This is a genomic window from Microbacterium sp. MRS-1 (assembly GCF_000585455.1).
Taxonomy (GTDB): domain Bacteria; phylum Actinomycetota; class Actinomycetes; order Actinomycetales; family Microbacteriaceae; genus Microbacterium; species Microbacterium laevaniformans.
Genome location: NZ_JAUF01000088.1, coordinates 1 through 13,140, shown reverse-complemented (window position 1 = coordinate 13,140; position 13,140 = coordinate 1). Strand labels below are relative to the sequence as shown.

Below are 13,140 nucleotides of genomic sequence, written 5' to 3'. Positions count from 1 at the left end.
CTCGCGACACACCTCAAGGATCGCCCACCCGCCCCACAACAGCATTTAGCAACACGGCCTAGTTCTCCCGCCGCCCGCCCGAACGGCAAGGGATGCCCGGCGACGCGCCGTGGCATCCCTTCCGGGGGCGGCGTGTCGGCGCGTAGACCTTGCAGTTGGGGTGCGGTCCGCGGCCCGGACGGAAGGCCTGCCCGACCTGCCCGAACCGGCCAGACCGACCCGACGAGACCGCCCCGACCCGGCCACACCCACCTGCCCGAGCTGAACCAACCGCAACCGGCCCGAACTGCAAGGGATGCCGGGGGACACGCCGTCGCATCCGTCGCACCGGCGGCGTGTCGGCCCGTCGACCTTGCAGTCCGGTTGCCCCGCGCGCCACAGGCCGCCGCGTCACCGGCTCGCGGCATCCAGAGCGATGTTCAGCTCGAGCACGTCGACGCGGGGCTCGCCCAGGAAGCCGAGGTCCCGCGCCGTGGTGTGCTGATCGACGAGCGCCGTCACCACGGCCGGGTCGAAGCCGCGCGCCGCCGCCACACGCGCCACCTGCAGCTTCGCGTACGCCGGCGAGATGTGCGGGTCGAGCCCGGAACCGGATGCCGTGACGGCATCGGCGGGGATGTCGCCCACCGGCACGCCGTCCGCCGAGGCGATCGCGGCCTGACGCTCACCGATCGCGGTCACGAGGTCGCGGTTCTCGGGCCCGAGGTTCGACCCGCTCGAGGCCGTGCCGTCATAGCCGCTGCCCGCGGCCGATGGCCGCGACTGGAAGTACTGCGGGAGGGCTGCGCCGTCGGCATCCGTGAAGGACTGGCCGATCAGCGCGCTGCCGACAACCTGCCCGTCGGCGTCGCGGACGAGCGAGCCGTTCGCCTGCGCGGGAAGCGCCAGCTGGCCGACGCCCGTGATCACGGCCGTGTACGCGATGCCGAGCACGGCCGTGGCGACGAGCATCGCACGGGCGGCGACGCCGAGGTGGCGGGCATATGTACGGGTGGAGGTACGGGTGGACATGACGATGCCTTTCGAGAACCCGGCTCAGAAGCCCGGGAGAAGGCTCACGACGAGGTCGATGAGCTTGATGCCGACGAAGGGGGCGATGACGCCGCCCAGGCCGTAGATGAGGAGGTTGCGCCCGAGGATCTGCGAGGTGCTCGCCGGCCGGTACGCGACGCCCTTCAGCGCCAGCGGGATCAGGACGACGATGATGATCGCGTTGAAAATGATGGCGCTGGTGACCGCCGACGCGGGCGAGTGCAGTTGCATGATGTTCAGCGCCGCGAGTCCCGGGAAGACGCCCATGAACATCGCCGGGATGATCGCGAAGTACTTCGCGATGTCGTTGGCGAGAGAGAACGTCGTCAGCGCTCCGCGGGTGATGAGCAGCTGCTTGCCGATCCGGACGATGTCGATGAGCTTCGTCGGGTCGCTGTCGAGGTCGACCATGTTGCCGGCCTCCTTCGCGGCGGAGGTGCCCGTGTTCATCGCGACGCCGACGTCGGCCTTCGCGAGCGCGGGGGCGTCGTTCGTGCCGTCACCGGTCATCGCGACCAGCGCGCCGCCGGCCTGCTCGCGCTGGATGAGCGCCAGCTTGTCTTCCGGGGTCGCCTCGGCGAGGAAGTCGTCGACGCCCGCCTCCGCGGCGATCGCCCGCGCCGTCAGCGGATTGTCTCCCGTGATCATCACGGTGCGGATGCCCATCGCGCGCAACTGCGTGAACCGCTCGGCGAGGCCCTCCTTGACGACGTCCTTCAGGTGCACGACTCCCAGCACGCGCGCGCCCGCGGCATCCTGAACGGCCACCACCAGCGGTGTGCCGCCGGACTGCGACACGGACTCGATGTCCGATGTCAGCTGCGTGCGCACGGATGCCGCGACCGGACCGGCCTGCTCCATCCACGCCAGCACGGCGCTGCCGGCGCCCTTTCGGATGACGGTGCCGTCGGCCAGATCCAGACCGCTCATGCGGGTCTGGGCGGTGAAGGGAACCGCGACGGCGTCGTCCGGGGCGACCGCCTCGACGCCGCGCGCGGCGGCGAGCTCGACGATCGAGACACCCTCGGGTGTCGGGTCGGACAGCGACGACAGGGCGGCGGTGCGTGCGAGCTCGCTCTCGTCCACGCCCGTCAGCGGCAGGAAGGCGCTCGCTCGGCGGTTTCCGTAGGTGATCGTGCCGGTCTTGTCGAGCAGCAGCGTGGTCACGTCGCCGGCCGCCTCGACGGCGCGGCCCGACATGGCCAGTACGTTGTGCTGCACGAGGCGGTCCATGCCGGCGATGCCGATCGCCGACAGCAGCGCACCGATCGTCGTCGGGATCAGGCACACCAGCAGCGCCACGAGCACGGGGATGCTGACGGGGCTCGCCGCGTACGAGGCGATCGGGTTGAGCGTCAGCACGACGATCACGAACACGATCGACAGGCTCGCCAGCAGGATGCCGAGGGCGATCTCGTTGGGGGTGCGCTGACGGTTCGCGCCTTCGACGAGCGCGATCATGCGGTCGACGAAGGTCTGACCGGGCGTGGACGTGATGCGGACGACGACGCGGTCGCTGAGCACGCGCGTGCCGCCGGTGACGGCGCTGCGGTCGCCGCCGGATTCGCGCACGACGGGGGCCGATTCGCCGGTGATGGCCGATTCGTCGACCGTCGCGATGCCCCAGATGACGTCGCCGTCGCCGGGGATGAGCTCGCCGGCCGACACGACCACGACGTCGTCCAGGGTCAGCTCCGACGAGGCCACGTCTTCGGTCGCGGCGGTGGTGGCCGCGGCATCCGCGGCGGCGTCGTAGCCGCGCACTCGGTGCGCGACCGTGGCCGTGCGGGTCGTGCGCAGGGCCTGCGCCTGCGCCTTGCCGCGGCCTTCGGCGACCGACTCGGCGAGGTTCGCGAACAGCACCGTCAGCCAGAGCCACACGGCGATGCCCCACGTGAAGCCGCCTGGCACCGGGGTGCCGCCGGAGCTCTGCGGGCCGCCGAGGAAGGGCTCGGCGATCGCGATCGCGGTAGTGAGGGCCGCGCCCACCCACACGAGGAACATCACGGGGCTGCGCCACAGCTCGGCGGGGTTGAGCTTGCGGAGGGCACCGGGAAGGGCGCCGACCAGCTGCGTCCAGCCGAACGCGCGGCGGGCGGGGGCGGGCAACGACGCGGTGTCATCACCGGTGGGTTGCGGACGGTCGAGGACCGGAGCGGACGTGTTCATTTCAGGAGAGACCTTCTGCCAGGGGACCCAGCGCGAGAACGGGGAAATACGTCAGTGCGGTGATGACCACGGTCACGACCGCGAGCAGGCCGACGAACTGCGGGCGGTGCGTCGGCAGCGTGCCGGCGGTGGCGGGCACGCGCTCCTGTGCACCGAGCGAGCCGGCCAGGGCGAGCACGAGCACGATCGGGACGAACCGTCCGAGCAGCATCACCACACCCAGCGCCGTGTTGAACCAGGGCGTGTTCGCGGTGAGTCCGGCGAACGCCGAGCCGTTGTTGTTCGCGGCCGACGTGAACGCGTACAGCACCTCCGTCATCCCGTGGATGCCGGGATTGAGGATCGAGGTCGCCTCGACGTCGGCGCGCACGGCGGGGAAGCCGAAGCTCAACGCCGTGCCCGCCAGCACCAGGGTCGGAGTCACCAGGATGTACAGGCTCGCGAGCTTGATCTGGGTCGGGCCGATCTTCTTGCCGAGGTATTCGGGGGTGCGACCGACGAGCAGACCTCCGACGAACACGGCGATGATCGCGAGCACGAGCATGCCGTACAGACCCGAGCCCACGCCGCCGGGGGCGACTTCGCCGAGCATCATGTTCAGCAGCGGAATCATGCCGCCCGTCGCGGTGTACGAGTCGTGCATCGAGTTCACCGCGCCGGTCGAGGTGAGCGTCGTGACGGCCGCGTACAGCGCCGAGCCGACGATGCCGAACCGCTGCTCCTTGCCCTCCATCGCGCCCCCGGCCAACTGCGGGGCGGTGCCGTGCCCGGCGACCTCGAGCGCGCTCACCGCGGCGATGGACGCGATCGCGAGGGTCGACATGACCGCGAGGATCGCGTAGCCCTGGCGGTTGTCGCCGACCATGCGACCGAACGTGCGCGGCAGCGAGATCGGGATGACGAGGATCAGCAGCAGCTGGAACAGGTTCGTCCACGGCGTCGGGTTCTCGAAGGGGTGCGCGGAGTTCGCGTTGAAGAACCCGCCGCCGTTGGTGCCGAGCATCTTGATCGCCTCCTGCGAGGCGACCGGTCCGCCCGGGATCGACTGCGTCGCTCCGGTGAGCGTGTGCGCGTCGACGAAACCGTTCAGGTTCTGGATCACGCCGCCGGCCAGCAGCACGACGGCGGCGATCACCGCCATCGGCAGCAGCAGTCGGCCGAGGCCACGCGTGAGATCGACCCAGAAGTTGCCGATCGTGCTCTGCCCGCGCCGCGCGAAGGCGCGCACGAGCGCGATCGCGACGGCGATGCCGACGGCGGCCGAGACGAAGTTCTGCACCGTGAGGCCGGCGAGCTGCACGAGGTAGCCCATCGTTGCCTCGGGGGAGTACGACTGCCAGTTCGTGTTGGTGACGAAGGATGCCGCGGTGTTGAACGCCAGGCCCTCGGGCACGGCCGGCAGCCCGAGCGAGGCCGGCAGCAACGCCTGCAGGCGCTGGAGCGCGTAGACGAAGAGCACGCCCATGAGTGAGAAGGCGAGGACGCCCCGGGTATAGGCCTGCCAGGTCTGTTCGCTGCGCGGATCGACCCCGATGAGGCGGTAGACGACCCGCTCTGCGACGGCATCCTTCTCACCCGTGAAGATCCGGAACATGAGATCGCCGACCGGGCGGTACAGCAGCGCGAGCAGCAGGACGAGGGTGGCGATCTGGAGCACGCCGAACCAGATGTCGGCCGAATCGACGCCCATCAGAAGCGTTCCGGTTTCACGAGGGCGACGACGAGGTAGACGACGCTGGCGATGCCCAGCGCGGCGCCGATGATCGAGAAGACGTCCATCAGAGTCGCTCCGCCCCCTTCACGACGAGGGCGACGATCGCGAACACCGCGACCGTCACGACGACGTAGATCACATCGAGCACAGCAACTCCCGGACACTGACCGCGCTCCGACGTCGGCGCGGGCGCCCACCATGGGCACGGCATCCGATCCAACTCCTGCGCGGCGGCCGCTTCCGGCGTCCTTACGGTTTCCCTACGGCCCGGCGGGCGGTCCTCACGGCACGCTCACGTCGCCGACGGCGGTGGGGCGTTTCGACTCGCTGCGGTCACGGGGGCCGGCGTGGTCGGCTGGCTCGCGGTGATCGGCATCTTGCTGCTGTTCACGGCGGCGCTGACGTGGGTGGCGGTGATCGCGGGGTTGACGGCGAAGACCGTGGATGGCGCGAGCGCCTTCAGCTATCCGCTGATCTTCCTGCCGTTAATCAGCTCCGCCTTCATGCCGACCGACTCCATGCCCGCTCCGGTCGCCTGGTTCGCACAGAACCAACCGGTGACCCCGATCGTCGAGACGATCCGTGCTCTGTTCGCGGGCACGCCGGTTTCGGGTCAGATCTGGGTGGCCCTCGCGTGGTTGCTCGGCATCCTCGTCGCCGGTGAGGTCAGGCGAGGGGCGAATCAGTCGCCATCGACTCCGGCGCTCACGCCGGCGTCGGCATCCGCGGCCGCGCGCTGCTCGGGCGTGAGCCGCCGGCGCTGCGCCTTCGACGGTCGGATCGCCGGCACGTCGCCGACGATCGGCACCGGCGTCCGGTACAGGTGCACGCCGTAGCGCGCGACCAGACCGATGAGCACCATCAGCTTGTTGCGCGGACCGAGCAGGCTCGTGATGTGGACGAAGAGCCACGTCAGCCAGCCGAACGAGCCGGTGAGGGCGACCGTCTTGCGCAGGAGCGGAATCTTCGAGAGGAAGCGCAGACGGTGCAGCCCGGGAAGGTTGGCGATGCCGGGCAGCTCGCCGATGGCGGCGCGACGGCCGATGATCGCCAGCTGTCCCTTGTCGTAGTACGAGAACGGCTGCGTCGGCTGTCCCGCGATGAGCCGCACGATCTGGCGGGCGACGTGCTCGCCGCCCTGGATCGCCGGCTGCGCCAGCTGGGGAAGGTCCTGCGGCGCGATCGCGACGTCGCCGGCCGCGAAGACCCCGGGCAGCCCCACGACCTGCAGATCCTCGCCGACGCGAATGCGGTCGCCCTTGTCGAGCGGCAGGCTCCAGTCGCGCACCTCCTCGTGGGGTGCGACGCCCGTCGCCCAGACGGTGAGATCGGACGGCAGCACGGTGCCGTCCGAGAGCACGACGGCATCCGGTCGCACCTCGTCGACGCCGGCGCCCAGGCGCAGCTCGACGTCGCGGCGCCGCAGCTGCGCCGCCGCGTAGTCGCGCAGCTTCGGCAGGAAGGGCTTCAGGATTTCGCTGCGCTGCACGAGCGTGATGCGGAACGCGTCGCCGTCGAGCTCGGGGTAGGCCGGCTCCAGGCCTTGGTCGCGCAGCTCGGCGAGGGCGCCGGCCATCTCGATGCCGGTGGGTCCTCCACCGATCACCACGACCGACAGTCCCTTGGTGCGCCCGTCCCGCACGGCCGCTCGCTCGAGCCGGGTGAACAGGGCGTCGCGGATGGCGATCGCCTGCGAGCGGGAGTACACCGCGAACGAGTTCTCCTTCGCCCCGGGCGTGCCGTGATACGCGGTCGTGACGCCGTTGGCCACGAGCAGGTAGTTGTACGACACCTCCTGACCATCGAGCAGGCGCACCGTGCGAGCCTCGGGATCGATCTCCATGAGGTGCTCGTGCACGACGTCGAGGTTGGGCTGGCGTACCCGCAGACTGCGGAGGAAGTGGGTGACGTCGCCGGGGTTCAGACCGCCCGTGGCGACCTGGTACAGCAGCGGCTGGAAGGTGTTGTAGACGCGGCGATCGATGAGCGTCACCCGCACGTCGGCGTGCCGGAGGGCTCGCGCGGCGCTGATTCCGGCGAAGCCGCCGCCGATGATGACCACGTGCGGCCTCGTGTCGAGCGTCGGTTTCGTCGAGTCGTCGGGAGCCTGCGATGCGGATGCCGTCATAGCCGCAGATTACCCCGACCGGGCGAACCGCCTCTGTCGTACCCCGATGGTTGACACGGTGGGACAATGGGTGCATGAGCCCCTCCGCCGCGCACCGCATCGAGACCGCGCAGGTGCGCCGCAGCCCGCGGTACACGGTTTTCCTGCTGGCGGGCGCGGTCCTCGGCATCCTGGCCGCTCTCGTGCTCACGTTCGCCTTCGGCGGTGACAACGAGAGTGCGAGCACAGGGGTCTCGTACTCGACGACGCAGGTCTTCGGGTTCATCTGCCTGTTCGCGATCCCGATCGGCGTCGCCGTCGGCGGCGTGGTCGCGCTCGTTCTCGACCGCTCGCTGGCACGTCGTGCCCACGAGGTGCGCGTCGAGCGCGAGGTCATCACGATCGACGACGCGGAGTAACCCCCCGGCGCTCGACCGCGCCGCGGACGCCGTCAGGCGATGTCGGCGATGATCGGCGCGACCGCGGCGTCGAAGGCGGCGATGTCGCCGCGCAGGCCGTCGGTGACCGCGATCGTGAGCGCCCCGATCCACCAGACGCCGCGCTGCGTGAACGGCAGCACCTGGACGTTGAGCTCGAACGAGTGCGCCCGCCGCCCCACGACGCGCTCGTGCTCGGCGATCGCACTGGCGTAGGCGCGGTACGACGCTCCCGTTCCCAGACGCGACCGGTAGTGCTGATGTTCCGCCCGGGCGTACACCACGGCGTCCGGCCCGTGGGGCATGATCGCGTCGGCGAGCTCCTCGAAACCCTCGACGGGAAGTGCGACCACGGTCTCGAAGCCGTCGATGAGTTCGAGCGGGACGGGGGAGGGGTTGGCCTGCGGTTCGACCGTCAGATCCCAGTACGCGCGCCACTGCCGCTCGATCGCGGAGCGGTCGTCGTACTCGCTGATCGGTGCGCTGCGCGGAGGAATGCCCCGCAGGTGCGGCAGCTCCTCCGGAAAGCGGATGCCGAGCACCTGGCGCAGATAGAGCGCGACGAGCACCGGAAGCGTGGCGTCCTCGCGGACGATCCACTCCGGTGCTTCCGCGGCTGCCATGTCGCCATCCTAGGGACAGCGCTCGGCGCGGCGACAGGGTGCGATCGGCGCCTCTGCGCCGACGGTCCGCGCTTCCCGCCCCTGCCGGTAGGCTGTTCGCGTGGCAGAAGCCCCACAGAACCCCTATTCCGAAGCCGGCGTCGACACCGCGGCGGGAGATCTCGCCGTCGAACTGATGAAGTCGGCTGTCCGTCGCACCCACGGGCCCGAGGTGCTGGGCGGTGTCGGCGGGTTCGCCGGCCTGTTCGACGCCTCGGCGCTGCAGTCCTACGAGAAGCCCCTGCTGGCCACCTCGACCGACGGCGTGGGCACCAAGGTCGCGATCGCGCAGGCGATCGACAAGCACGACACGATCGGCCAGGACCTGGTCGGCATGGTGGTCGACGACATCGTGGTGGTGGGCGCGAAGCCCCTGTTCATGACGGACTACATCGCGTGCGGCAAGGTCTTCCCCGAGCGCATCGCCGACATCGTCCGCGGCATCGCCTCCGGCTGCGAGCAGACCGGCACGGCGCTCGTCGGCGGCGAGACCGCAGAGCACCCGGGCCTGCTCGGCGTCAACGACTACGACGTCGCCGGAGCGGCCACCGGCGTCGTGGATGCCGGCGACGTGCTCGGCGCCGACCGCGTGCGCGCCGGCGACGTCGTGCTGGCCCTGGCCTCCAGCGGAGCGCACTCGAACGGCTACTCGCTCATCCGTCACATCGTCGCGGGCAAGGGCATCAGCTACGGCGCCCCGGCCGCCGACTTCGGTCGCACGTGGGGCGAGGAGCTCCTCGAGCCCACGCGCCTGTACACGCTGCCGCTGCTGAACGTGCTCACTGCGCTGCCCGGCGCCGTGCACGCGCTCAGCCACGTGACCGGTGGCGGTATCGCCGCGAACCTCGCTCGCGTGCTGCCGCCGCAGGCGTGGGTCGAGCTCGACCGGTCGACGTGGTCGCCCAGCCCCGTGTTCCGCGTGCTCGCCGATCTCGGCGGGCTGCGTCTGGAAGACACCGAAGGCACGTGGAACCTCGGCGTCGGTTTCGTCGCCGTCGTCGCGCCCGAGAAGGCGGATGCCGCGGCATCCCTCCTGTCGGACGCCGGTATCGCGACCTGGCAGGTGGGCGTCGTCCAGGAGGGCGCGCGTCCCGAGGGCCATTTCGAGCAGGGCGCCAAGGGCGTGGACGGCGGCGCGGTGCGCCTCGTCGGCGCGTATTCATCAGCCGTCTAGGTTCATCGGCTGCCGAGGCTGATCACCGTCTCGGCGCAGAAACGGATTGAGCAACACCACATGTGCGGAATCGTCGGCGTTGTCGGACAGGGCCCGGTCAATCAGGACATCTACGACTCGCTGCTGCTGCTGCAGCATCGCGGGCAGGACTCGACGGGTATCGCGACGGCCGAGACGAGCGGCGTCTTCCACCTGTTCAAGGCCAAGGGACAGGTCCGCGAGGCGTTTCGCACCCGCGACATGCGCGCCCTCCTGGGCAACATCGGCCTCGGACACGTGCGCTACGCCACGAAGGGCACCGCGTCGAGCGAGGAAGAGGCTCAGCCCTTCTACGTCAACGCGCCCTACGGCATCGTCCTGGTGCACAACGGCAACCTCACCAACACGCGTGAGCTGACCCAGGAGCTCTTCAGCAAAGACCGCCGCCACCTCAACACGAGCTCCGACACCGAGCTGCTCGTCAACGTGCTCGCCAACGAGCTGCAGTCCTCCATCTCCGGCCTCGAACTCGACCCGGCGCAGGTGTTCCAGGCGGTCACCCGGGTGCACGAGCGCGTGGAAGGGTCGTACGCGACCATCGCGCTGATCGCCGGCTACGGCCTGCTCGCGTTCCGCGACCCCTTCGGCATCCGTCCCCTCATCCTCGGCACGCGCCCGGCGGTGGATGCCGAGGGCAACGCCACCGGTCGGTACGAGTGGATCGTCGCCTCCGAGTCACTGGTGCTGGAGAACGGCGGCTTCGAGGTCGTCCGCGACGTCGAGCCGGGCGAGGCCGTCTTCATCGACGTGGAGGGGCGCCTGCACACCCAGCAGTGCGCGACGAACCCGCAGCTGGTCCCGTGCTCGTTCGAGTACGTCTACCTGGCGCGACCGGACTCGATCATGAACGGCATCTCGGTGTACGAGGCGCGCCTGCGGATGGGTGAGCGCCTGGCGGACACGATCGCCAAGTACACCCCCGCCGGCACGATCGACGTCGTCATGCCCATCCCCGACAGCTCGCGCCCGGCGGCCATGCAGGTGGCGCGCAAGCTCGGCATCGAGTACCGCGAGGGCTTCTACAAGAACCGCTACGTCGGCCGCACGTTCATCATGCCTGGCCAGGCGGTGCGCAAGAAGAGCGTGCGTCAGAAGCTCAACGCCATGTCGAGCGAGTTCAAGGGCAAGAACGTGCTGCTCATCGACGACTCGATCGTGCGCGGGACGACGTCCAAGGAGATCATCCAGATGGCCCGGGATGCCGGGGCCAAGACGGTGACGTTCGCCTCGGCCGCCCCGCCGGTGCGCTACCCGCACGTCTACGGCATCAACATGCCCTCGCGTCACGAACTCGTCGCGCACGGCCGCACGATCCCGGAGATCGCCGAAGAGCTCGGTGCGGACTACATGGTCTATCAGGAGATCGACGATCTGAAGGCCGCGATCCTCGAGGGATCGCCCGACGTCGACGACCTCGACATGAGCTGCTTCGACGGGCGCTACATCACCGGCACCGTGTCGGAGGAGTACCTCGCCTGGGTCGAAGGCACGCAGGAGAGCTGACCCTTCCCCGCGCGCCCTAGGGTGGATCGGGTGACCGACCCCCGCCCCCGCTCCCTCTGGCGGGGACGGCTCCTCGCGTTCGTCGGCGTCGTGCTCGTCGCGTTCTCCCTGCGTTCGGCCGTCGCCGCGCTGTCGCCGATCATCTCGGAGGTGCAGGCCGACTTCGCCGTGCCGACGTGGGTGGTGGGTCTCATCGGTACCGCGCCACCGGTCTGCTTCGCCGTCTTCGGCATCGTGACTCCGACCCTCGAGCGCCGGTTCGGGCTGGAACGGCTGGCGGCGGCATCCATGCTCATCGTCACCTCCGCCCTCATCGCGCGTTCCCTCGCGGGGGATGCGGCCACGCTGCTGCTGGCGACGACGGTCCTGTTCGCCGCCGTGGGCGTGGGCAACGTCGTCCTGCCGCCGCTGATCAAGACGTACTTCCCCGATCGCGTGGGCACGATGACCGCGCTGTACTCCGCTCTTCTCGCGATGGCCGCGTTCGTGCCGCCGCTGGTGGCGGTGCCGGTCGCGGATGCCGCGGGCTGGCGGTTCTCGCTGGGCATGTGGGCGATCCTCGCGCTTCTGGCGGTCGTGCCCTGGGTGACGCTGGTGGCGCGCGCGAACGTCGCCCGCGCGCAGGCGCCCGTCACCGTGGATCTCGACGCCCCCGCGCCCGGGGTGTTGGGACGTCTGCCTCGGTTGGCGCTCGCGTGGGCGCTGGCCGGGACATTCGGCATCTCCGCGGCGAGCGTCTACGCGTGCTTCGCCTGGCTGCCGGTCGTTCTCGTCGACATCGCCGGCGTCTCGCGCGCCGAGGCCGGCGCGCTGCTGTCACTGTTCGGTGCGATGGGCTTGCCGTGGTCGATCATCGTGCCGATCCTGATCACCCGGTGGCGTCGGGTCGGCGTCGTGTACGCCGCCGCTCTGATCGCGGGGCTGACGGGGGTGGCCGGAATGCTGATCGCGCCCGCCGCGGCCACGATCCTCTGGGTCGTGCTGCTCGGTACCCCTCAGGCGTTGTTCCCGGCGGTGCTGGTGCTCATCCAGCTGCGCTCGCGCACGCACGAGGGCTCCGTAGCGCTCAGCGGCTTCGCGCAGAGCGTCGGCTACGGCATCGCCGCGCTGTTCCCGCTCATGTTCGCCGTCGTCCACGAGCTGACCGGACAGTGGCAACCGGTGCTCATCGTCTTCGGCCTGCTGTTTCTCGCGACGATCCCCACCGGCCTGATCGTGACGAGACCGCGCACGATCGAGGACGAGTGGGAACACCGTCACGGAACGTGGTGAGCGCCTCTCAGCGCGCGAGCGACTCCCGACGCGTCAGGCTGTCTCCAGCTCGTCCTCGTCGTCGGCATACTGATCGGCCCACTTGTCGACGTACGGGTCTTCCTCGTGGTGTCCGAGCTCCTTTTCGAGCGCGGAGTAGTTCACGTTATAGGTGTCGTACTTCAGCTCGCGAGCGATTTTGGTGTGCTTCGCTTTCTGACGGCCACGCCCCATGCGAGACCCCCTCATTTCTGAGTCACGGACGATGCGGGTTTCCCGCATTTCGTCCGGCGCATTCACGATGCGATTGACGATCCGGCTTCCTGCCGGGAAGAGTAGCATTCAGAATAACACGGTGCCCCCGGCGCCTCGCGGTGCGGGGGAGGACGGGGAGTGTCGCATGGCCGAGACAGACGAGAGCGCGGTTCCTCAGCGAGCGGTGATCGTGGGCGCGATTCCCGATCAGCCGACGCGCGTCCTGAAGGAAGCCGCCCGCTACGCGAAGCTGTTCTCGGCACCGCTGATCGTCGCGCACGTCGACGTCACACGCTTCGTCACGTACGAGGACCCCGACGGCTACATGCACACCGCGCCGATCGACATCGACCTCGCCATCGGGGAGGCGCAACTGAGTGCGGTCACCAGCGCCGCGGCATCCGTCCTCGACGCCTCGGGCGTCGACTGGAGCGTCACCCAGCTCGTCGGCGACCCGGCTCTGGCGATCAAGCACCTCTCCGAGAAGGCGCAGGCGCGCCTGATCGTCGTCGGCACGCGCCGTCGCGGGTTCGGCGAGTCGGTGCGCGAGTTCTTCACGGGGTCGGTCGCCGCTCGTCTCGCCCACCGCCAGTCACGCCCGATCCTCGTCGTCCCCCTGGAAGACCCGGTGGACGACGACGAGGACCTCTGGCCCCCGTCCTAACCCCGCCGCTCCCCCCCGCGAGCCGCTACGAACTCGCCGAGCCGCCATCCTTTGACGCGCCGGAACGTGGCGGCTCGGCGGAAAGATAGAGGCTCGGCGGAACGATGGCGGCTTGGCGGGGACAGGGGGTGGG

The 13,140-nt window shown here is 69.9% G+C and carries 13 protein-coding genes and 1 pseudogene; 6 read left to right on the top strand and 8 right to left on the bottom strand.

Annotation, left to right across the window (positions count from 1 at the left end):
* Positions 1–390 precede the first annotated feature (390 nt).
* The 5 genes from kdpC to AS96_RS15340 are packed head-to-tail and all read right to left on the bottom strand — an operon-like array spanning position 391 to position 5,126.
* On the bottom strand, positions 391–1,011 hold the full coding sequence (gene kdpC / locus AS96_RS13500; RefSeq protein WP_036290816.1) for a potassium-transporting ATPase subunit KdpC: 621 nt from the start codon (positions 1,009–1,011) through the stop codon (positions 391–393).
* A 24-nt stretch (positions 1,012–1,035) separates the two neighbouring features.
* Positions 1,036–3,201, bottom strand: coding sequence for a potassium-transporting ATPase subunit KdpB (gene kdpB, locus AS96_RS13495; protein WP_036290815.1), 2,166 nt, complete (start codon positions 3,199–3,201; stop codon positions 1,036–1,038).
* Position 3,202: 1 nt separating this feature from the next.
* Positions 3,203–4,891 (bottom strand): potassium-transporting ATPase subunit KdpA, encoded by a 1,689-nt coding sequence (kdpA, locus tag AS96_RS13490; RefSeq protein WP_036290813.1) that lies wholly within the window; start codon positions 4,889–4,891, stop codon positions 3,203–3,205.
* A complete protein-coding gene (gene kdpF / locus AS96_RS13485) occupies positions 4,891–4,980 on the bottom strand; it encodes a K(+)-transporting ATPase subunit F (protein WP_036290811.1) in 90 nt (29 codons plus the stop codon). The genes kdpA and kdpF overlap by 1 nt, the downstream gene beginning before the upstream one ends.
* Complete coding sequence (locus AS96_RS15340) at positions 4,980–5,126, bottom strand: hypothetical protein (protein ID WP_155947595.1); 147 nt, start codon at positions 5,124–5,126, stop codon at positions 4,980–4,982. The genes kdpF and AS96_RS15340 overlap by 1 nt, the downstream gene beginning before the upstream one ends.
* A gap of 124 nt (positions 5,127–5,250) precedes the next feature.
* Between AS96_RS15340 and AS96_RS15790 the strand changes: the two are divergent.
* Positions 5,251–5,571 (top strand): annotated as a pseudogene (locus tag AS96_RS15790) (ABC transporter permease); the annotation flags it as partial.
* Positions 5,572–5,597: 26 nt separating this feature from the next.
* Here AS96_RS15790 and AS96_RS13480 read toward each other — a convergent pair.
* Complete coding sequence (locus tag AS96_RS13480) at positions 5,598–6,977, bottom strand: NAD(P)/FAD-dependent oxidoreductase (protein ID WP_051498887.1); 1,380 nt, start codon at positions 6,975–6,977, stop codon at positions 5,598–5,600.
* Positions 6,978–7,117: 140 nt separating this feature from the next.
* Between AS96_RS13480 and AS96_RS13475 the strand changes: the two genes are divergently transcribed.
* Entirely contained in the window at positions 7,118–7,441 is a 324-nt protein-coding gene (locus AS96_RS13475; RefSeq protein ID WP_036290809.1) for a hypothetical protein, read from the top strand.
* 32 nt (positions 7,442–7,473) lie between these two features.
* Here the strand turns inward: AS96_RS13475 and AS96_RS13470 are convergent, their stop codons facing one another.
* Positions 7,474–8,082 carry a hypothetical protein gene (locus tag AS96_RS13470; protein ID WP_036290807.1) on the bottom strand — a complete coding sequence of 203 codons (609 nt, stop codon included), beginning with the start codon at positions 8,080–8,082 and terminating at the stop codon, positions 7,474–7,476.
* Between the two features lie 100 nt (positions 8,083–8,182).
* Between AS96_RS13470 and purM the strand changes: the two genes are divergently transcribed.
* The 3 genes from purM to AS96_RS13455 are packed head-to-tail and all read left to right on the top strand — an operon-like array spanning position 8,183 to position 12,109.
* Positions 8,183–9,295: a phosphoribosylformylglycinamidine cyclo-ligase gene (purM, locus tag AS96_RS13465; protein WP_036290803.1), complete on the top strand. Its 1,113-nt coding sequence runs from the start codon at positions 8,183–8,185 to the stop codon at positions 9,293–9,295.
* Positions 9,296–9,355: 60 nt separating this feature from the next.
* Positions 9,356–10,837: an amidophosphoribosyltransferase gene (gene purF / locus AS96_RS13460; RefSeq protein WP_036290802.1), complete on the top strand. Its 1,482-nt coding sequence runs from the start codon at positions 9,356–9,358 to the stop codon at positions 10,835–10,837.
* 30 nt (positions 10,838–10,867) lie between these two features.
* The gene (locus AS96_RS13455; protein WP_036290799.1) at positions 10,868–12,109 is read left to right on the top strand and encodes an MFS transporter; all 1,242 of its coding nucleotides are present in this window, start codon (positions 10,868–10,870) and stop codon (positions 12,107–12,109) included.
* A gap of 33 nt (positions 12,110–12,142) precedes the next feature.
* Here the strand turns inward: AS96_RS13455 and AS96_RS13450 are convergent, their stop codons facing one another.
* On the bottom strand, positions 12,143–12,322 hold the full coding sequence (locus tag AS96_RS13450; protein WP_005054410.1) for a DUF3073 domain-containing protein: 180 nt from the start codon (positions 12,320–12,322) through the stop codon (positions 12,143–12,145).
* A 166-nt stretch (positions 12,323–12,488) separates the two neighbouring features.
* On the opposite strand from AS96_RS13450, the gene AS96_RS13445 reads away from it, so the two are divergent.
* Positions 12,489–13,007 (top strand): universal stress protein, encoded by a 519-nt coding sequence (locus AS96_RS13445; protein WP_036290796.1) that lies wholly within the window; start codon positions 12,489–12,491, stop codon positions 13,005–13,007.
* Positions 13,008–13,140: the final 133 nt, after the last annotated feature.

Excerpts from the sequence above, each read along its gene's own strand:
- AS96_RS13450 (WP_005054410.1), bottom strand. The coding sequence starts at position 12,322 with ATGGGGCGTGGCCGTCAGAAAGCGAAGCACACCAAAATCGCTCGCGAG.
- kdpB (WP_036290815.1), bottom strand. The coding sequence starts at position 3,201 with ATGAACACGTCCGCTCCGGTCCTCGACCGTCCGCAACCCACCGGTGAT.
- AS96_RS15340 (WP_155947595.1), bottom strand. The coding sequence starts at position 5,126 with ATGCCGTGCCCATGGTGGGCGCCCGCGCCGACGTCGGAGCGCGGTCAG.
- purF (WP_036290802.1), top strand. The coding sequence starts at position 9,356 with ATGTGCGGAATCGTCGGCGTTGTCGGACAGGGCCCGGTCAATCAGGAC.
- AS96_RS13475 (WP_036290809.1), top strand. The coding sequence starts at position 7,118 with ATGAGCCCCTCCGCCGCGCACCGCATCGAGACCGCGCAGGTGCGCCGC.
- kdpC (WP_036290816.1), bottom strand. The coding sequence starts at position 1,011 with ATGTCCACCCGTACCTCCACCCGTACATATGCCCGCCACCTCGGCGTC.
- kdpF (WP_036290811.1), bottom strand. The coding sequence starts at position 4,980 with ATGGACGTCTTCTCGATCATCGGCGCCGCGCTGGGCATCGCCAGCGTC.
- AS96_RS13470 (WP_036290807.1), bottom strand. The coding sequence starts at position 8,082 with ATGGCAGCCGCGGAAGCACCGGAGTGGATCGTCCGCGAGGACGCCACG.
- kdpA (WP_036290813.1), bottom strand. The coding sequence starts at position 4,891 with ATGGGCGTCGATTCGGCCGACATCTGGTTCGGCGTGCTCCAGATCGCC.
- AS96_RS13445 (WP_036290796.1), top strand. The coding sequence starts at position 12,489 with ATGGCCGAGACAGACGAGAGCGCGGTTCCTCAGCGAGCGGTGATCGTG.